19 protein-coding genes and 1 other annotated feature are annotated in these 20,714 nt (G+C 34.2%); of the genes, 17 read left to right on the top strand and 2 right to left on the bottom strand.

The window, feature by feature from the left end; all coding sequences use genetic code 11:
* Nucleotides 1-33 precede the first annotated feature (33 nt).
* The 15 genes from mutM (at nt 34) to lplA (ending at nt 16,912) form a co-directional block, all read left to right on the top strand.
* On the top strand, nt 34-870 hold the full coding sequence (mutM, locus tag ABS916_RS02400; RefSeq protein ID WP_350450365.1) for a DNA-formamidopyrimidine glycosylase: 837 nt from the start codon (nt 34-36) through the stop codon (nt 868-870).
* A gap of 16 nt (nt 871-886) precedes the next feature.
* Nucleotides 887-1,486, top strand: coding sequence for a dephospho-CoA kinase (gene coaE / locus ABS916_RS02395; RefSeq protein WP_350450364.1), 600 nt, complete (start codon nt 887-889; stop codon nt 1,484-1,486).
* A 162-nt stretch (nt 1,487-1,648) separates the two neighbouring features.
* Nucleotides 1,649-2,116: a transcriptional regulator NrdR gene (gene nrdR, locus ABS916_RS02390; RefSeq protein ID WP_350450363.1), complete on the top strand. Its 468-nt coding sequence runs from the start codon at nt 1,649-1,651 to the stop codon at nt 2,114-2,116.
* Between the two features lie 25 nt (nt 2,117-2,141).
* Nucleotides 2,142-3,590 carry a replication initiation and membrane attachment family protein gene (locus tag ABS916_RS02385; RefSeq protein WP_350450362.1) on the top strand — a complete coding sequence of 483 codons (1,449 nt, stop codon included), beginning with the start codon at nt 2,142-2,144 and terminating at the stop codon, nt 3,588-3,590.
* Between the two features lie 2 nt (nt 3,591-3,592).
* Nucleotides 3,593-4,522 (top strand): primosomal protein DnaI, encoded by a 930-nt coding sequence (gene dnaI / locus ABS916_RS02380; RefSeq protein ID WP_350450389.1) that lies wholly within the window; start codon nt 3,593-3,595, stop codon nt 4,520-4,522.
* A 382-nt stretch (nt 4,523-4,904) separates the two neighbouring features.
* Nucleotides 4,905-6,842 (top strand): threonine--tRNA ligase, encoded by a 1,938-nt coding sequence (thrS, locus tag ABS916_RS02375; protein WP_350450361.1) that lies wholly within the window; start codon nt 4,905-4,907, stop codon nt 6,840-6,842.
* A 46-nt stretch (nt 6,843-6,888) separates the two neighbouring features.
* Nucleotides 6,889-7,031, top strand: a sequence feature (ribosomal protein L20 leader region).
* Nucleotides 7,032-7,059: 28 nt separating this feature from the next.
* Nucleotides 7,060-7,581 carry a translation initiation factor IF-3 gene (gene infC, locus ABS916_RS02370; RefSeq protein ID WP_035022042.1) on the top strand — a complete coding sequence of 174 codons (522 nt, stop codon included), beginning with the start codon at nt 7,060-7,062 and terminating at the stop codon, nt 7,579-7,581.
* Nucleotides 7,582-7,606: 25 nt separating this feature from the next.
* On the top strand, nt 7,607-7,804 hold the full coding sequence (rpmI, locus tag ABS916_RS02365; RefSeq protein WP_013710373.1) for a 50S ribosomal protein L35: 198 nt from the start codon (nt 7,607-7,609) through the stop codon (nt 7,802-7,804).
* Between the two features lie 108 nt (nt 7,805-7,912).
* Nucleotides 7,913-8,275 (top strand): 50S ribosomal protein L20, encoded by a 363-nt coding sequence (gene rplT, locus ABS916_RS02360; protein WP_029277585.1) that lies wholly within the window; start codon nt 7,913-7,915, stop codon nt 8,273-8,275.
* Nucleotides 8,276-8,580: 305 nt separating this feature from the next.
* Nucleotides 8,581-10,260 carry a peptide ABC transporter substrate-binding protein gene (locus ABS916_RS02355; RefSeq protein WP_350450360.1) on the top strand — a complete coding sequence of 560 codons (1,680 nt, stop codon included), beginning with the start codon at nt 8,581-8,583 and terminating at the stop codon, nt 10,258-10,260.
* Between the two features lie 181 nt (nt 10,261-10,441).
* Nucleotides 10,442-12,100: a peptide ABC transporter substrate-binding protein gene (locus ABS916_RS02350; protein WP_350450359.1), complete on the top strand. Its 1,659-nt coding sequence runs from the start codon at nt 10,442-10,444 to the stop codon at nt 12,098-12,100.
* A 165-nt stretch (nt 12,101-12,265) separates the two neighbouring features.
* Entirely contained in the window at nt 12,266-13,351 is a 1,086-nt protein-coding gene (locus tag ABS916_RS02345; RefSeq protein WP_350450358.1) for a M42 family metallopeptidase, read from the top strand.
* Between the two features lie 203 nt (nt 13,352-13,554).
* A complete protein-coding gene (gene hemG / locus ABS916_RS02340) occupies nt 13,555-14,958 on the top strand; it encodes a protoporphyrinogen oxidase (RefSeq protein WP_350450357.1) in 1,404 nt (467 codons plus the stop codon).
* Between the two features lie 136 nt (nt 14,959-15,094).
* Nucleotides 15,095-15,841 carry an MBL fold metallo-hydrolase gene (locus ABS916_RS02335; protein ID WP_350450356.1) on the top strand — a complete coding sequence of 249 codons (747 nt, stop codon included), beginning with the start codon at nt 15,095-15,097 and terminating at the stop codon, nt 15,839-15,841.
* 51 nt (nt 15,842-15,892) lie between these two features.
* Entirely contained in the window at nt 15,893-16,912 is a 1,020-nt protein-coding gene (lplA, locus tag ABS916_RS02330; RefSeq protein WP_350450355.1) for a lipoate--protein ligase, read from the top strand.
* A 51-nt stretch (nt 16,913-16,963) separates the two neighbouring features.
* Here lplA and trpS read toward each other — a convergent pair whose 3' ends face one another.
* Nucleotides 16,964-17,968, bottom strand: a complete 1,005-nt coding sequence (gene trpS / locus ABS916_RS02325; protein ID WP_350450354.1) for a tryptophan--tRNA ligase — start codon at nt 17,966-17,968, stop codon at nt 16,964-16,966.
* Between the two features lie 91 nt (nt 17,969-18,059).
* The gene (locus ABS916_RS02320; protein WP_350450353.1) at nt 18,060-18,431 is read right to left on the bottom strand and encodes a DUF3899 domain-containing protein; all 372 of its coding nucleotides are present in this window, start codon (nt 18,429-18,431) and stop codon (nt 18,060-18,062) included.
* 277 nt (nt 18,432-18,708) lie between these two features.
* Between ABS916_RS02320 and opp3b the strand changes: the two genes are divergently transcribed.
* Complete coding sequence (opp3b, locus tag ABS916_RS02315) at nt 18,709-19,656, top strand: oligopeptide ABC transporter permease (protein ID WP_013710383.1); 948 nt, start codon at nt 18,709-18,711, stop codon at nt 19,654-19,656.
* Entirely contained in the window at nt 19,656-20,705 is a 1,050-nt protein-coding gene (gene opp3C / locus ABS916_RS02310; protein WP_350450352.1) for an oligopeptide ABC transporter permease, read from the top strand. The genes opp3b and opp3C overlap by 1 nt, the downstream gene beginning before the upstream one ends.
* Nucleotides 20,706-20,714 lie beyond the last annotated feature (9 nt).

The following is a 20,714-nucleotide window of genomic DNA, read 5'->3' as shown; positions in this document are numbered from 1 at the left end:
AGCACTTATTTTATCTAGAAAGGAAGAAATACGTTGCCCGAATTACCTGAAGTTGAAACAGTTAGAAAAGGTTTAGAAAAGCTTGTATTAAAAGCAACGATAGAATCCGTTGATGTATACTGGGATCGTATTATTTCAGGACCAATTGAACCTACTGAGTTTAAACACATTTTAATGGGTGAAAAAATTATTGAATTTGATAGACGAGGCAAATACATTATCATTCGATTTAAACAATGGGCATTGGTTTCGCATTTGCGTATGGAGGGAAAGTATGAAGTAGAAGAATCATCAGCACCTCTAAAAAAACATACACATGTAGTTTTCCATTTAGCGGATGGGAGAGATTTACGGTATTTGGATGTGCGCAAATTTGGACGGATGACGCTTGTGCCGATAGGAGAAGAGTTCACTGCAACTGGGATAAAATTATTGGGCCCAGAGCCTACAGTAGAAACGTTTGATGAAGCAATTTTTTATAAAACCTTGCAAACTAAAAAAAGAGCTATTAAGCCTCTTTTATTAGATCAAAAGATAGTAGCAGGTTTAGGGAACATCTATGTAGATGAAGCACTGTTTTTAGCCAAAATCCATCCTTTAAGAACGGCGAATAGTTTACGAAAAATTGAAGTTTCTCACTTACACGAAGCCATCATAAAAGTATTGGGGGACGCTGTTGAAGCGGGTGGAACGACCATTCGTACGTATCAAAATGCGTTAGGAGAAGCGGGTTCTTTTCAAGTGAAGTTGTCAGTCTATGGCAAAAAAGGGCTGCCGTGTGTTCGTTGCGGTACACCAATCGAAAAGATTAAAGTTGCACAAAGAGGGACTCATTTTTGTCCTAATTGTCAGCAATTAATAATGGATTAAAAAAAGAGGTGATAGAATGACTGTGATCTTAGGATTAACTGGAAGTATTGCTACAGGTAAATCAACTGTTAGCAAAATTTTTAAAGAACAAGGCTTTCCTGTAGTGGATGCAGACCTCGGAGCAAGAGAAGTCGTTAAGCCAGGAACAGAAGGATTGTGTGAAATAAAAAAACAGTTTGGCGATAACGTTATTTTGGCTGACGGTACGTTAAACCGAGAAGCATTAGGGAAAATCGTATTTAAAGATGAAAAACAAAGAGAGAAGTTAAACGCAATCTTATCTAAACGAATCTATAAATGGCTGATGGATCAAAAAAAAGAGTGTTTGAAACGCGACCATGCGATTCTTGTTTTGGATATCCCACTTTTATTCGAAGCGGGTTATGAAAAAGAAGTGAATCAAGTGATGGTAGTAGCTACGTCAAAAGAAATCCAAATCGATCGATTGATGAAAAGGGATATGATAGGAAAAGAAGAGGCAATTCAAAAAATCAACTCTCAACTTCCAATTTCAGAAAAAGTTGTTCTTGGAGATAGCGTTATTGACAATAGCGGATCAACTGAACATACAAAACAACAAGTTTTAAAATGGATAGACAAAATAACAGCCAAATAAGAGAAGTAAGAACAAGTATTTTCGCTTGTTTTTTTTTTATAGATCAAATTTGCACCTTATTTAACCGGTTTTATCTCTAGTTTTTGTGTGGTATAATAGAGTAAATAAGTGCGTACAAATAGAGTGTTACTAAGAATAACACTTAAGATAGGAATGATAAACATGCAATGTCCACGCTGTCAAAATAATGGTTCTAAAGTTGTCGATAGTCGTCCAGCAGATGATGGGCGTGCTATTCGCAGAAGGAGAGAATGTGAAGCATGCAATTTTCGCTTTACTACATTTGAACGAGTAGAAAAAACACCACTTTTAGTTATTAAAAAAAATGGTACCAGAGAAGAATTTAATCGCGAAAAAATTCTAAGAGGATTAATTCGTTCGTGTGAAAAACGACCTGTAGCAATGGAGCAAGTCGAAAAAATAGTTGATGAGGTAGAGAATCAAATCAGAGGATTAGGCGAAAATGAAATTGCTTCTGCTATCATTGGAGAATACATTATGGAAAAATTAGCTGATGTAGATGAGGTAGCTTATATACGTTTTGCTAGTGTTTATCGCCATTTTAAAGATATGAGTGTTTTCTTAAAAGAATTACAAGAATTTGAAAGAAAAAAAGCTGAAAAAAATTAAGTGAAACAGAAAGGTGGGAGTCGTTTTGGGGTATCCATGGAAAAACTTAAGTCCCAAGGATGGTTTTTTAGTAAAACAACAGGCATTGCTTTCGGATATCGATCAAAAAATTCTCACTTTTTTGTATCAACCTTTAGTAGGAAATGCTGCATACAGTCTTTATATGACTTTGTGGACAGAGATAGAAGAAGAGAATTATTGGAGTGAAGGTATCTTACATTCAGAATTGCTAGCTTTGTTAAATATTGGTATCCCTGAGTTGTATCAAGCTAGAATTAAACTGGAAGCAATAGGATTGATTAAAACGTATCTTCAAACAAGTCCGACAAAGTTAATTGTCTATGAATTACAAGCTCCCCAAACGAGTGACGTCTTTTTTAAAGACGATTTATTAAGTTTATTGCTATTAGAAAAAGTTGGAGAACGAAAATTTAAAAAGTTAAGAAATCGCTTTGTTGTAGAAACCATCGATAAGAATAAGTTTCAAGAGATCACAAAGTCTTTCTTGGATGTTTTTCAGTTTGATGCTGAATTACTAAAGAGAGAGAAAGAATTACTTAAACAACCGGTTTCTTATATTGGCAATACAAGTTCTACAAGACCAAAAGTTGATCCTAAAACATTTGATTTGAAATTCTTTTATACAGGGTTAAATCACCAATATGTCAACCGTTCATCGATTACAAAAGAAATTGAAGAGACAATTCTGGTATTGCATACACTATACGGCTTAGATGAGTTAGCTATGCAACAATTCGTATTAAATGCTTCGGATATCGAAACGGGTAAAATTGACGAAAAAAGATTAAAAAAGCTGGCGTATGATGATTACCACAATAAAAATCAACAAAACATTTCGTTAAAAGACGTTGTGGAAAAAGATATAGAAGTAGATTCAAACCAACAAAAAATGCGCGAAACAGAACTAACTAAAAGAGGGTTAACCAAAGAAGACATTGCCGTTATTGAAGTGAGTGAGCAAATTAGTCCGGTTGATTTTATGAATTCTATTAAAGATCAAAAAGGCGGGTTTGTCACAAAACCAGAAGAATGGACACTAGAAGAAATTGTCAAAAAAGCTAATTTACCAACGGCCGTTATCAATATTTTAATTCACTATATTCTAGTGGTAAGAAATAACCCAACACTGGATCAAAAATTAGCCTATAAGATCGCGAATGACTGGGCACAAGAGAAAGTCGTTGCACCTGAAGAAGCGATTCAAAAAGTGAAAAAAATGTATTCTGAAAATGCTGAAAAACGACAACAACAAGAAAATCGTAGTAAATCGTATACGCAAAACAGAGGCAAAGCAAATTATGGTAATCAAACAACTACAAGAAAAGAAACGCTTCCCGATTGGGCTAAAGAAGGAAATAATCAATTGGAAGAAAAGCCGATGAGTGAAGAAGAGCAAAAAGCATTTATGGAAAGATTGAAAAGAATTCAAAATTTCGGCAAAGAAGGTGAATAATGATGGAAGATATTGGTGAAAGTCTAACACGAATGATTAAAGAGCGTAATTTGAATCATAAATATGAGGAATTGATCCAAGAAGTATTAGATGATCCAGATGTCATGCAATTTATTGAAGAGAATCGCCAAAAATTGGACGATGAAGCGATTGTCAAAAGTTATGCTAAGCTGTATGAATACGTACAAGAAAAAAAGAAATTTCATTTAAATAAGGGTATGATGGCTCCAGGTTACCATCCTAAATTGGTATTAAACTACCATTACATTGATGTAACTTATGTGCCTTCTGCTGAGTTGATTGCTAGGCAAAAAGAATTGGAAATTAAAAATCGTATTTATTCTATGGATATGCCTAAAGATGTTCGGAATGCAAAGCTAGCTGATTTTGATTTGACGGATGAACGAAGATTTGCGATTTCAGAGGTATATGACTTTATTGATGCGTATATGACGAATCCTAAAGGCTACCATAAAGGCTTGTATTTACAAGGATCCTTTGGTGTAGGGAAAACGTATCTCTTAGGTGCGTTAGCACATGAATTAGCTAAAAACGGTTTTCCTTCTACGCTCATGCACTTTCCGTCATTTGCAGTGGAGATGAAACAGTCTATTGGCAAGAATAATACCGGCGAAAAGTTAGAGTTTGTAAAAAAAGCCCCAATACTCATGTTAGATGACATTGGTGCAGATTCTATGTCTAGTTGGATAAGAGACGATGTATTAGGAGTTATTTTACAGTACCGCATGCAAGAACAACTACCTACTTTTTTCTCTTCTAATTTTGATATGAAACAACTTGAAGAAGAGCACTTAAGAGTAACTCAAAGAGGCGAAGATGAACCATTAAAAGCAAAAAGAATAATGGAAAGAGTTCGTTATCTAGCTAAAGAAGTAAAAATGACGGGTTCTAATCGACGCCATCTCCAATGAAGAAATAAAAATTATACATCCTCTTCTTGAAATTAGAAGGAAAAAGTGCTTTAATGATAGATATAAAAGAAATCATTGAGAAAGACACCAAAACTTGGTTGCGATTTTTTTAGAGAAGAAAACAATGCTGAAAGTTTTCTAATTTCGTTCTTGTTTTGACCCCTTTCGAGTGCCACTGTGAACCTTTTCGTATTAGCAGTTGGTCGTTTAGCTAGCGTTAACAGCTTAGAGTGAATTTAGTGGTTTTGCTAAATTCTGAATCTGGGTGGAACCACGTAATGAACGTCCCTTTTATGGTATTTAATATACTATAAAAGGGGCTTTTTTGTTTTCTAGCTGAACAAAGATGGTATTTTTAAATTAGAATATGGAGGAATAAACTATGTCAGAAATTAACATTACATTTCCAGATGGAGCAGTAAAGTCTTTTCCAACGGGTTCATCCACAAAAGATATTGCTGAAAGTATCAGCAAAGGTTTAGCTAAAAAAGCATTAGCTGGTAAATTTAACGGAGAATTAGTGGATTTAGTACGCCCACTAGAAGTAAATGGTGAGATTGAAATTATTACACCTGATCATGAAGATGCTTTACAAATTTTGCGTCATTCAACTGCTCACTTGATGGCAAATGCATTACGTCGTTTGTATCCAGATATAAAATTTGGAGTGGGTCCGGCTATTTCAACTGGATTTTACTACGATACAGATTCTGAAGCTCCAATAACAGATGAGGATATTCCAAAAATTGAAGCTGAAATGATGGCAATTGTAAAAGAAAACAATCCTATTGTTCGTAAAGAAGTTACTCGGGAAGAAGCGTTAGAAATCTTCAAAGATGATCCTTACAAAGTAGAGTTGATTACAGCTTTACCTGAATCAGAAAAAATCACAGTATATGACCAAGGTGATTTTGTGGATTTATGTCGTGGTGTCCATGTACCATCTACAGGTCGCATTCAAGTATTTAAACTGTTATCTCTTGCAGGTGCCTACTGGAGAGGGAACTCAGACAATAAAATGATGCAACGGGTTTACGGAACAGCCTTTTTTGATAAAAAAGACTTGAAAGAGTTTATAAAAATGCGTGAAGAAGCTAAATTACGTGACCACCGTAAATTAGGAAAAGAATTAGACTTATTCATGATTTCTCCTGAAGTTGGGTCTGGATTGCCGTTCTGGTTGCCAAAAGGCGCTACGATTCGTCGTACAATTGAACGTTACATCGTTGACCGTGAAATTAGTCTAGGTTACCAACATGTCTACACACCTATTATGGCTGATGTAAACTTATACAAAACTTCTGGTCATTGGGACCATTATCATGAAGATATGTTCCCACCTATGGATATGGGTGATGGCGAAATGCTTGTCTTGCGCCCAATGAACTGCCCACATCATATGATGGTATACAAAAATGATGTGCATAGCTACCGTGAGTTGCCGATTCGGATTGCTGAATTAGGACAAATGCATCGCTATGAAAAGAGTGGAGCTTTATCAGGATTGCAACGAGTACGCGAAATGACTTTGAATGATGGGCATACATTTGTACGTCCAGATCAAATTGAAGAAGAATTCAAGCGTACACTGGAACTGATGTTAGCTGTCTACAGTGATTTTAATATTACTGATTATCGTTTCCGTCTAAGCTACCGCGATCCTAATAACACAGAAAAATACTATGACGATGACGGTATGTGGGAAAAAGCTCAAACAATGCTTAAAGCAGCTATGGACGATATGGAACTAGACTATTTTGAAGCAGAAGGCGAAGCAGCTTTTTATGGTCCTAAACTAGATGTATTAGTAAAAACAGCTATCGGAATTGAAGAGACACTTTCAACGATCCAACTAGACTTTTTACTTCCAGAACGTTTTGACCTAACATATGTAGGAGAAGATGGCGAAAATAATCACCGTCCTGTAGTTATTCACCGTGGTATTGTTTCTACAATGGAGCGGTTTGTAGCTTACTTGATCGAAGAATACAAAGGGGCGTTTCCTACTTGGTTAGCGCCGGTTCAAGCGACAATTATTCCAGTTAATTTAGACATGCATACAGATTATGCTTATGAGATCAAAAAACAACTGGAAAGTATTGGAATGCGCGTAGAAGTTGACGAGCGCAATGAAAAAATGGGGTATAAGATACGTGCTTCTCAAACACAAAAAATACCTTATCAATTAGTTGTTGGAGATAGTGAAGTCCAAGATAACACGGTTGCGGTACGTAAGTATGGTGAGAAAGCGACTGAAACAATTGGATTAACTAATTATTTAGAAAAAGTTTCATCAGAAATAAAAAACTTTAGCATCTAATTTGATTGACATTCTAGATTCAATAAAGTATAATAAATGAGTTGAGAAAATCAAGCAGAAGCACCCGCTTCTCGCCTAAGTTGACGAAAGTGTCTCTGGGCTAGATATAAACGATGATAACTTGCATTCGGTGTGAGTTAGAAATTATTTATAGGCGGGTTCATAATGAACTCGTCTATTTTTCTGCTGTTCTTTCTCTCAAATCTAATGGAGGTGTATGACCATAGCAAAAGATATGATGGTAAATGACGGCATTCGTGCACGTGAATTACGCGTTATTGGTAGTAACAGCGAACAACTTGGTGTAATTACAAAAAGTGAAGCGTTAAAACTTGCAGAAGAAGCAAACTTAGACTTAGTACTAGTAGCTCCAAAAGCAAAACCACCTGTAGCACGTATTATGGACTACGGTAAATTCCGTTTTGAGCAACAGAAAAAAGAACGTGAAGCCCGTAAAAATCAAAAAGTCATTAGTATCAAAGAAGTAAGATTAAGTCCTACTATTGATTTGAATGATTTTAATACTAAATTACGTAACGCACGTAAGTTCCTTGAAAAAGGAGATAAAGTAAAGGCTTCAATCCGATTTAAAGGTCGTGCCATTACTCATAAAGGTATTGGTAAAGAAGTGTTGGATCGTTTAGCTAAAGAAACAGCTGATATTTCAACTATTGAATCAGCTGCTAAAATGGATGGTCGTAGCATGTTCTTAATTTTAGCACCAAAGAATGAAAAGTAAGAGTATTTTGAGGAGGAAATAACAAATGCCAAAACAAAAAACACACCGTGGTTCAGCAAAACGGTTCAAAAGAACAGGTAATGGTGGATTAAAACGTCACCATGCTAAAACAAGCCATATGTTTGCAAACAAATCACAAAAACAAAAACGTAAATTACGTAAATCAGCAATGGTATCTTCTGGCGATATGAAACGTATCCGTCAACAATTAGCTAAATGGTAATCTTTTACCTTAGCGTATTTTAGTTCATTTAAAAAAATGAACAAATGTAATTTAAATTAGTCAAAAGAGTTTTCTTGTAGAGAAAACATCTTAGAGGAGGAAATTAATATGCCACGTGTAAAAGGTGGAACGGTTACTCGTAAACGTCGTAAAAAAATATTAAAATTAGCAAAAGGGTATTACGGTTCTAAACATATTTTATTCAAAACAGCTAAGCAACAAGTAATGAAATCATATACTTATGCTTACAGAGATCGTCGTCAAAAGAAACGTGACTTCCGTAAATTATGGATCGCTCGTATTAATGCAGCTGCTCGTTTAAACAACATGAGCTACAGCACATTTATGCATGGTCTTAAATTAGCAGAAATTGATGTTAACCGTAAAATGTTAGCTGATATCGCTGTTACAGATGCTGCTGCATTCACAGCATTAGCTGAACAAGCTAAAACTGCATTAAACAACAAATAATATTCTAAAAGCTATTTCACTATTCTGTGAAATAGCTTTTTTTATGGAATAATATTGAAATTAAATGTGTCGATATTGTAACAAATAAAACGAAATTTTTAATAAGTAAAACTAGTTATAAAAACTATAGGTATAGGCTTTGTTCAGAAAAACAATGAGTATAGGATTAGAATAAGAATTTTTTATTACATTATTTTAATAATTTGTATTGAATTTGTGATAACAAGATGATAATATAATTTGAGTAAACTAATATTTCGTTATGGATTATTAGAAGAATTGAAAAAGAAATAGGGGGATTTAAAATGAAAAAGAGTAAATTAGTTAGTTTATTAGGTCTAACAGCTACGTCTGCATTAGTTTTAGCGGCTTGTGGTGGTGGAAACGATGGAGAAACAGCAAGTACAGAATCAACAGATTCTGGATCTTCTGAAGAACAAGTACTGAACCTGATTGAAAGTGCTGAATTGCCAAATATGGATTCTGCAAAATCGACAGATGTAGTAAGTGGTACTGTTTTAAATAACGTAAATGAAGGATTATATCGTCAAAATCCAGAGAATAAACTTGAGTTAGGAATGGCTGAGGAAGAACCTGAAGTCAGTGAAGACGGATTAACTTACACTTTTAAAATCAGAGAAGATGCAGTTTGGTCTAATGGTGAACCCGTTACAGCAAATGATTTTGTCTATGCTTGGCAACGTTTAGCAACTCCTGAAACAGCTGCTGAATACTCATACATGATTGACGGTGTTGTTGAGAATGCTTCTGCAATTTTGACTGGAGAAATGGAACCTTCAGAATTAGGTGCTACAGCTGTTGATGAAAAAACTTTAGAAGTTCAATTAGAAAAAGCTGTACCTTACTTTAAAGATTTACTAACGCTTCCAATGTTTTTACCACAAAACGAAGCTTTCATAACAGAACAAGGTGAAAATTATGCAACTAATAGTGATACTGTTCTTTATAATGGTCCTTTTGTATTAGACGAATGGGATGGAACTGGCTTAAGCTGGGTATTGAATAAAAATGAAGAATACTGGGATGCAGAAACTGTAGTGTTAGATGCAATCAATGTTGATGTAGTTAAAGAAACATCAACTGCAATCAACTTATACGATACAGGAGCAGTTGACCGTATTACATTATCAGGTGAATATGTACAAACAAAACAAGGCGATCCTGAATTGAAAACTCAACCAACATCATCTGTTTTCTACTTTAAATTTAACCAAGAACGTGATGGAGCAGAAACACCTTTAGCTAATGAAAATATTCGTAAAGCTATTGCAATGGCATTTGACAAACAAGCTTTTGCTGACACAGTTCTTCAAAACGGTTCTATTCCAGCTAATGGATTAGTTCCAGCTGAATTAGCTGTTGATCCTGCTACGGATAAAGATTTCCGTGAACAAAATGGAGATTTATTATCATTTGATGTTGAACAAGCGCAAAAGTATTTTGAAGCAGGTTTAAAAGAGTTAGGTGTAGATTCACTTACTTTAGAAATTCTAGGTGATGATACTGAAAATGCTAAAAAATCTTTAGAATTTATGCAAGGACAATTGACTTCAAATCTGCCAGGTTTAGAAATCAACTTAAGAAATGTTCCATTTAAGGTTCGTTTAGAAGCAAACTCAAATCAAGATTACGATATTCAAATGGCTGGTTGGGGAGCTGACTACGCAGATCCAATTAACTTCTTAGAATTGTTCCATACAGAAAATGGAAATAACAAATCTGGCTACTCTAATCCTGAATATGATGCATTAGTTGAAAGTGCTCAAACAGACGTAACAGATTTAGAAGGCCGTTGGACAGATATGTTAGAAGCTGAAAAAATCTTAATGGAAACAGGCGGAATTGCACCAATCTATCAACGTGCATATTCTGTTTTAGAAAAAGATTATCTTAAAGATTACTCAAGTCACTTAACAGGTGCAGAATACTCGTACAAATGGGCTTCTATTGAAGGAAAAGAATAAAATTTTAGAAAAAAAGAGCGAATATTATTCGCTCTTTTTTTGTGTGTAGAATGTGAGAAGGATAAGATTCCTATTAGAGTAAGTAAATACTCATTTCTCTCTCTTTTGAATGATGATAAAATGAAGAAGTTATGAATATTTTATCATCAAATTTTATTACGATTCATTAGGAGGAAAAGAAGTGGAAAAGAAAAAATATCTTCAGTTAATGGGGTTATCACTAGCTTCTGTTAGTTTATTAGCAGCTTGTGGTGGAAACAAAGAAGAATCGACAACAACTACAAATGGAAACGACAAACAAGAGTTAAACTTAATTGAGTCAGCTGAATTACCGACAATGGATTCAGTATTAGCAACAGATGCTGTTAGTTTCAATGTTATGAACAACGTTAATGAAGGACTATACCGTCAAGGACCAGATGGTGAACTTGTTTTAGGAATGGCTGCAGAAGAACCAGAAGTCAGTGAAGATGGATTGACTTATACTTTTAAAATCAGAGAAGACGCTGTATGGTCAAACGGCGACCCTGTAACAGCTAACGACTTTGTTTTTGCATGGACACGTTTAGTAACACCTGAAACGGCTGCAGAGTACTCTTATATGATTGATGGAGTAGTATTAAATGCGACTGCTGTCTTACAAGGTGAAATGGAACCTTCTGAATTAGGTGTAACAGCTGTTGATGATAAAACATTTGAAGTTCAACTAGAAAAAGCAGTACCTTATTTTGAAAGTTTGACAACATTGTCAATGTTTTTCCCTCAAAATGAGGCTTATGTTACAGAACAAGGAGAAGCTTATGCTTCAAATAGTGATCATATTCTTTATAACGGACCATTTGTATTAGATGAATGGGATGGAACCGGCTTAAGCTGGGTAATGAATAAAAATGAAGAGTATTGGGATGCAGATACTGTTGAATTAGATACAGTTAATATTGATGTTATTAAAGAAACGTCAACTTCTTTGAATTTATATGATACAGGTTCAATCGATCGTATGATACTATCAGGTGATTATGTACAAACTCAACAAGGAAACCCAGATTTGAAAACTCAACCTACTTCTACTGTAGCTTATCTTAAATTTAACCAAGAACGTGATGGAGAACAAACAGCATTAGCTAACGAAAATATTCGTAAAGCTATCGCGATGGCTTTTGATAAACAAGCATATGTTGATACTGTTCTTCAAAACGGTTCTATCCCAGCTAACGGACTTGTTCCACAATCATTAGCTGTTGATCCATCAACAGGAGAAGACTACCGTGATCAAAACGGTGATTTGTTGACATTTGATCTTGAGCAAGCTCAAGAATACTGGGAAAAAGGATTACAAGAATTAGGATTAGATTCTTTAACATTAGAAATTTTAAGTGATGATACTGAAAACGCTAAAAAATCAATTGAATTTTTACAAGGGCAATTAACACAAAATTTACCGGGATTAGATATCTCATTAAGAAATGTACCGTTTAAAGTACGCCTTGATGCTAACAGCAATCAAGATTATGATATTCAATTAGCATTGTGGGGAGCAGATTATGCTGATCCTATTAACTTCTTAGAGTTATTCCAATCTGAAAACGGAAATAATAAGTCTGGATACAATAGCTCTGATTACGATGCACTAATTGAAAGTGCTCAAACGAATGTGACAGATTTAGAATCACGTTGGCAAGATATGCTTGATGCAGAAAAAGTATTAATGGATGAAGCTGGTATTGCGCCAATTTATCAACGTGCTTATGCAGTATTAGAAAAGCCATATGTTCAAGATTTTACAACATATTTAGTTGGAGCAGAATGGTCGCTTAAATGGACGTCTGTAACAAAGTAAGGTTAACTTAAAGAATGGAAAGAGTCTTGGATTAAGTTCCAAGACTCTTTATTTTTACTTTTTTTGTAAATTAAGTATTGAGTAATGAAAAAGGGACGGAGAAAAACTATTTTTTGATAAACAATGTTATAATTAAATGAATAAATTATATTGGAGGCCTATATTATGGAAGAAACGGAATTAAAGATGTTAAAAGAATTAACAGATGTAAAGGGAATCTCAGGAAATGAAGGACAAGTAAGAGACGTATTTGTAAAGTATGCAAATCCTAGTGCAGATAGTATTAGCTTTGATGGACTGGGTAGTGTCATTGCAAAGAGTGTTGGAGATAAAACAGGCCCAAAAGTATTGTTTGCTGGACACTTAGATGAAGTTGGTTTTATGGTAACAAACATTACTGAAGAAGGTTTTATTAAATTTCAAACAATTGGTGGTTGGTGGGCACAAGTAATGTTGGCTCAACAAGTTCAAATTACAACTGGGAAAAATAAAGTTATTCATGGAGTGATTGGATGTAAACCACCACATGTTTTAACTGCTGAAGTACGCAATAAAGCGTATGATGTTCAAGAAATGTTTATTGATATTGGAGCTTCCTCAAAAGAAGAAGCAGTACAATGGGGAGTCAAGCCTGGTGATATGGTAACACCATATACTGAATTTAGACGCTTAAATGGATCTAAGTTTCTATTGGCTAAAGCTTGGGATAACCGCATTGGGACAGCTGTTACTCTAAAAGTATTAGAAAATTTAAAAGCCGAAGGACATCCTAATAGAGCATTTGCGGTTGGGAACGTACAAGAAGAAGTGGGTTTAAGAGGAGCAAAAACAGCAACTCATTTAGTCGATCCGGATATTGCTTTTGCATTAGATACTGGTACAGCTGGAGATACTCCAGGGATGACTGAAAAAGAAGCAGACTCTAAGTTAGGAAAAGGCCCACAAATTATTATTTATGATGCTTCCATGATAGCTCATAAAGGTTTGCGTGACTTTGTTGTTTCTATTGCAGAAGAATTAAATATTCCTTTTCAATATACTGTGATTGCAGGTGGAGGAACGGATGCAGGAAGTCAACATGTAAGTAAAAATGGTATACCAGCATTAGCGATTACGGTTGCGACGCGTTACTTACACTCTCATACTTCAGTTATTCATGAAGACGATTATTTGAATACTGTAAGATTAGTTACAGAAGTCATCAAACGTCTAGATAGTGATACAGTTGAAAAAATTAAATACCATAGTTAAAATTAAATTGAAATAAAAACTGTAGTGCATATGAAAGATATGCACTACAGTTTTTTTTGCCTGTTCATATTCCTATATCTTTATGACAAATCCATGAACTTTTGACTAATCTTTTATAGATAAACTAGAATAACGTTTCTTTTTATTAAAATAACAAGTAAAATGAGAGTAATGGATTAAAAAATGAGAGAGGGGGGGAATAAATGAAGAGAGCCAAAAAGAGGATTGCAGTAATAGGCGGTGGAATAACAGGGCTAGTTACTGCTTATCGAATAAAACAGCAAATTGAAAATGAACAGCTGCCTTTCGAACTTATTTTATTAGAGTCTGCTCTAAAAGTAGGTGGTAAAATTTACACTATGAAGGTAGGTGACAACTACTTTGATTTAGGTGCTGAATCAATCGATGTTCGCTATCCCGAAGCAATGGATCTGATTAAAGAATTAGGTCTAATGGATCAGTTAATTTATAGTGAAGGAAATAAACCAGATATCTTTTTTTATAATAAGTTGCACAATCTTAATTACCCAACTTATAAAGGTATTCCAGTAAGGAAAATGGATATTTGGAAAAGTGACTTACTAACGTTTCAAGGGAAAATGGCTAGTTTTAAAGATAATCTATTTCCCTTAAAACCCTTAGATAAAGATATTCAGATGAGCCGGTATCTTAAAAGCCGATTTGGAGAAGAATTAGTGGAACATATTGTAGAGCCTTTCTTTTCAAAAGTTTATGCTAGTGATTTGGATGAAATGGGAATTAAATCTTCTAAAGAGGTCATTTATTCCTTAGAACAAAAGTATGGAAGCTTATCTAATGGCATTAAGCATCATCCAGAATTATTAGATGGTTCTGGCAATTATGTTACATTTCAAAAGGGATTAGCTGTTTTAACGGATAGATTAACTGAGATTCTAAAACCACATATTCAAACAAGCAAAAAGGTTTTTGAAATTAAAGAAGGTACGGAAGGCACGTATATTATTGATATAAACCGAAAAGAACAGGTGCGGGTCGGTGCAATTTGCATTGCAACACCTGTAACCGAATATTCAAAATTAATAAAAAATGAAACTTTTAGGCAAACTTTTGATCAAGTTGAAACGGCGTCTATTGGATACATTTTATTTAAATTTAAAAAAACAGCTATTAAAAATGAACCAATTGGTTTTGGTGTAGTGACTCCTAGAAGAAATGATTCTTATGTGACTTCAATTGTTTTTTTAAATAAGAAATGGTCATTTCTTAAAGATGAAGAGGACGTTTTTATAGGTGTGAGTTTTGGTAGAAAAGGTGAAGACCTACTTGTTACCTTGGGCAATAAAGACATAGAAGAATCGATATTAAAAGACTTGGAAATCATACTTGGCATTACTGATAAACCAATAAACCGAATTGTGAAACGATGGCCTGACGCAATACCTCAATACACTGTGGACCAAGAAGAAAAAACAAAAGAAATGATAGAAATGTTAAACTATGAATATCCGGGAATTTATATCTCTGGAATAGGCCTAGAAGGTTTTGGAATCAATCAATGTATTGTCCAAGCAAATAGAACAAGCAAGAAAATAGTTGAACATATAAAAAAACAAAATTGTATTTAACATAAAAATCTAATTGCTTATAATAAAATAAAAAACTCCTTTTTAAAATAAAAAGGTTTTTTTTATTTTAAACTGAGCTGTCTTGGTGTAAGGTGTTAGAGAAATGATAAATAAAAAACAGAAGTGAGGGATAAAAATGAAGTTAACCATTTTAGGCTTTTGGGGTGGATATCCAACGAATAATTCAGGTACAAGTTCGTATTTATTGGAAGCTGAAAATTATCACCTATTAATTGATGCAGGAAGTGCTTCTTTAATTGCTTTAGAAAATCATTTAGATCCATTACAGTTAGATGCGGTAATTTTATCTCATTACCACTATGATCATATTGCTGATTTAGGGGTGTTGCAATTTACACGTCAATTGAAGCGAATGAAGAATAATCTTGAGAGAGCTCCAATGCTGCCTATTTATGGACATACAGGAGATAAGGAAAATTTTAAACGATTAACAATGGACCTTGTAAGTGAAGGGATAGAATACAAAGAGAATGAAAAAATATATATTGGGCCTTTCGAAATTCACTTTATGAAAACTTTACATCCAGTAGAGTGCTATGCAATGAGAATTATTGAAATGAAAACAGGAAAGACTCTTGTTTATACCGCTGATTCTGGTTATTTATCTAATTTTATTTCATTTAGTAAAGATGCTGATGTCTTACTAGCGGATACGAATTTCTTCAACGGGATGGAAAATCATCGTGTTCATATGACAGCTTCTGAAGTCGGAAAAATTGCAAAGGAAGCGCATGTGAAAAAAGTTGTTTTGACGCATTTACCTCAAGAAGGAGACTTACAGCTTTTAAAAGCTCAAACCGTTAATGAAACACCAACAACAGAAGTCGTATTGGCTAAAAAAGATCTGATAATTGAAATTTAACAAAAAAACAGTAAAAAAATAAACAAAACAATCAGAGATGAGGAAAACTAAATGTATTACGTTAAAAACGTCCGCAACGGAAAAGAAATAACAGATCCTGCTATTAACTTAGCAATTGAATATCACCTATTAAATAATGTCGTATTGGATGAACCCATCTTACTATTTTATATTAATGAGCCCTCTATTATAATTGGAAGAAATCAAAATACGATCGAAGAAATCAATACAGATTATGTTGAAAAAAAGAATATCCATGTAGTCCGTCGATTTTCAGGTGGTGGGGCCGTTTACCATGACTTTGGAGTGTTTTGTTTTTGTTTTATTACAAAAGATGATGGAGATTCATTTCGTGATTTCGGTAAATTTACAGAGCCTATAATTGATTCTTTACACAAAATGGGAGTAGAAGGCGCTAAGCTTGAAGGTAGAAACGACTTATTGATCAATGGACAAAAATTTTCTGGAAATGCGATGTATTCAAAAAATGGACGAATGACCGCACATGGTACAATCATGTTTGATAGTGATATTGAAGAAGTCGTGAACGCTCTTAAAGTGAGAAAAGATAAAATCGAGTCAAAAGGAATTAAATCGATAAGAAGCCGTGTAACAAATATAAAACCCTACTTATCTGATGATTATCAATTTTTAAGTACAAAAGAATTTCGTGACCGCTTATTACTGAATATATTTGATGTCAATACTCCTGAAGAAGTTAAGGAATACGAACTGACGGAAGAAGATTGGAAACAAATTGAAAATCTATCTGAAAAGTATTTTAATAATTGGGATTGGAACTATGGAAAATCGCCCAAATTCGAGTTAGTTCGTCGTCACCGTTTTTCTATCGGTTCAGTGGAATTTAAAATGAATGTAGACAAAGGGTTTATCCAAGATATCCGTATCTATGGAGATTTCTTTGGCTTAGGGGACATATCTGATGTTGAAGAAAAATTAAACGGCGTTAAGTATGATGCAGCATCGATAAGCGAAGCCCTGGATGAGACAGATATTAAAAAGTACTTTGGAAATATCACTAAAGAAGAACTAGTGCATTTAATATATTAAAAAAGGGAAAAGCAGTTAGAATGAGTATTCTAACTGCTTTTCTCTTTTTTACTATTTTCGTCTTCTACCTAAACCAATAGCATTTCTCATTTTCAAAAGTGTTTTATTAGCTACAGTGCCTGCTTTAATTGCACCTTCATCTAAAATAGAGTCTAACTCATCTGAATTGATCAATTCATCGTGTCTAATTTGAATAGGTTCTAATACTGAAACAATAGCTTCTCCTAAATCTTCTTTAAATTGACCATACCCACTATTTTGGTAACGATCTACTAATTCATCAATACTGAAATCAGTAAACGAAGCATAGATGGTTAACAAATTAGAAATGCCAGGTTTATTTTCAGGGTCGTATTCAATCACACCACTTGAATCTGTTACAGCACTCTTAATTTTTTTACGAATGATTGCGGGTTCATCCAACATTGAAATAAAACTTTTTTTATTCTCATCAGACTTACTCATTTTCTTCAAGGGATCTTGTAAACTCATTATCCGTCCACCAGATGCTGGTATGTTTACTTCTGGCGTTGTAAGCAATTGATTGCCATTACCGTATTTATTGTTAAATCGACTAACAAAATCTCTGGTTAATTCTAAATGTTGCTTTTGGTCATCTCCCACAGGAACTAAGTCAGATTGGTAAAGAATAATATCGGCTACCATTAGAGGAGGGTAAGTCAATAAACCAGCTGATACACCAGCACGATTATTTTTTGCAGATTTGTCTTTAAATTGTGTCATCCGTTCTAATTCACCTAAACTGGTATTGCATTGGACGATCCAAGCAGCTTCAGCATGTGCAGAGACTTCAGATTGAATAAAAATAGTTGCTTTTTTTGGATCTAATCCGATAGCTAAGTATAATGCAGCAAGACTTTTCGTTTGTTGTCTAAGTTTCAACGGTTCTTGTTGTACAGTAATTGCATGCTCATCCACGATACAAAAGTAACTCGTATAACTTTCTTGTAAATCTATAAACTGTTTCATTGCCCCAATATAGTTCCCAATAGTAGGAGTTCCACTAGGCTGGATACCTGAAAAAATTGTCTTCATTAATTATACACCCCTTAATTCTAAATACATTAATTATTATACGCTATTTTAAGATGGATTAAAGAATTTGTTCATAAGAACTACTAAATGGTCACCTTTCAATAAGGTAATAAGCTATCAAAGTAAAGATACAAACAATTAATAAGGCAGAACCTACTTTTAAAAAAAAGTAATACCCTTTTCCGAATACTTTCGAAAGTGGTTTTACGTTTAATTCTTCATCTGAGTTTCTGCCTTTTCGAATATTGAAAGCAGCTTTCCTCATACTGTAGTTAAAAAAATCAAAAAAACCTGAAGAAAAAGATGCACCAAAAAGTCCAATAATAAGAAATAAGGCAGCTCCATAAAAAGTAAGATTTGTAGTATGATAAAATGAAAGTTCTCTATAAATAATAAGTTCTAATAGTATGCATAAAACGAGTATAGCTAAAAAGATCCGAACAGGTGTAAAATTTTGTTTCACTTAATTTCCTCCTTGAAGTAGATAAATAATCGTTCTAAATTCATTATAAAGGAATACAATGAAAAATGTATGAATAAAATTAGGCACAGGTAATGTTTTATCTTTTATAAAACAACATGTTTTCTATTCGTTTTCTAATCTAATTCTAATTTTACGATAGAATATGATGGCATAATTCAAAAAAGTTTTGCAATATTGCTTTTGACAAGCTATTCTATATAGTATATTCTTTTTTGTAGGAGAATTAAAATTAAAATTGTTGGAGGTGCTTTAATCGATGAAAAGTTATGCGAGATTTTTAGGAAAACGTGTATTATACATGTTATTGACATTATTTTTAATTGCATCGATTACTTTCTTCTTAATGAAGCTTTTACCAGGTACTCCATATAGTAACCAGGATAAACTTTCAGAAGAACAAATCTATATTATGAACGAACAATATGGATTAAATGAACCGGTTGCGGTTCAGTATTTAGTGTACATTGGTGGATTGCTTAAAGGGGATTTAGGAACGTCATTCCAATTTAACAATACTCCTGTAACAAAACTGTTATCTACGCGTATAGGGCCATCCTTGCAGCTAGGTATTCAAGCAGTCGCACTTGGGACAATACTAGGTATTGTTTTAGGAGTAATCGCAGCAATGTATCAAAACACATGGATTGATACATTAGCAACATTTTCAGCAATTTTAGGTAGATCTATTCCTAACTTTGTTATTGCAGTATTATTGCAACTTATTTTTGGAGTATATCTACAATGGTTCCCAATCGCATTGTGGGATGGCGGATTCAGTTCATCTGTTTTGCCTACATTAGCTTTAACGATATCTCCGTTAGCCGATTCTGCTCGTTTTATTAGAACAGAAATGGTAGATGTATTGAGTAGTGATTACGTTGAATTGGCAAGAGCCAAAGGGTTAAGCAGATGGACAGTAGCATTTAAACATGGTGTTCGTAATGCATTGATTCCATTAGTTACGATTTTAGGCCCTATGGCGGTTGGTTTAATGACGGGTTCAATGGTTGTAGAAAATATCTATGCTATTCCAGGAATTGGAGAACAATTCGTTAAATCAATTATGACAAATGATTACCCTACCATCATGGGTGTAACCATTCTTTATTCTGCTATGCTAGTATTTATTATTTTAGTTGTAGATATTTTATACGGAGTAATTGACCCACGTATTCGTGTTTCTACAGAAGGAGGGGACAAATAATGCATAATCAAGAGAATATTCCTGTTGCAGATGAATTAAAGAATCTGTCTCCTGACATGTTTGCTCCAGCATCTGAGTCTAGTATTCAAGATAACGAAAAAATTGCAGCACCTTCATTAAGTTTTATTCAAGACTCATGGAGAAGACTGAAAAAAAATAAAGCGGCCGTAGTTAGTCTGATTGTTCTGATAATTATGATTATTCTTACAATTGCAGCTCCAATTGTTGCACCGCATGACCCAAATGTTCAAACTGTAGAGTTTGCAAGCTTGCCTCCTAAAATTCCAGGAATTGGGATTGATGGATTAAATGGAACTCAAGCAGTAGGAGATACACGTGTAGATAAATATGCTGAAAAAGGCGTTCCTGAAGGCCAGTACTATATTTTAGGTACAGACAGTTTAGGACGTGATTTACTTTCACGTATTCTTTATGGTACTCGAGTTTCCTTAATAATTGCATTTGTTGCAGCATTTTTTGACTTAACGATAGGTGTAACTTATGGTTTGGTTTCAGGATGGTGTGGTGGAAAAATTGATAACTTCATGCAACGTGTTTTAGAAATATTATCAGGAGTTCCTAACTTAGTAGTAGTTATCTTAATGCTCTTAGTTTTAGATCCAGGTATTATGTCTATTATTATTGCGTTAGCTATTACAGGGTGGATTTCAATGGCCAGGGTAGTTCGTGCACAGACATTGAAATTGAAAAATCAAGAATATATTTTAGCAGCTCGTACATTGGGTGAATCTTCAATAAAAATAGCATTTAAACATTTAATTCCAAATTTATCAGGTGTTATCATTATTCAAACCATGTTCTCAATTCCGTCAGCTATTTTCTTCGAGGCTTTCTTGAGTTTCATCGGTATAGGTATTCCTGCACCAACAGCGTCACTAGGAACACTGATTAATGATGGGTATAAAACATTCCGTTTCTTACCTCATTTAATGTGGTATCCAGCAGCAGTTATTTGTATTCTAATGATTTCATTTAACTTGTTAGCAGATGGTTTGCGTGATGCATTTGATCCAAAAATGAAAGATTAGCGAGGTGAA

This window comes from Carnobacterium sp. (assembly GCF_040274945.1).
Classification (GTDB): Bacteria; Bacillota; Bacilli; order Lactobacillales; family Carnobacteriaceae; genus Carnobacterium_B.
The sequence above is the reverse complement of the archived record's forward strand: the minus strand, read 5'-3'. Positions and strand labels throughout refer to the sequence as shown.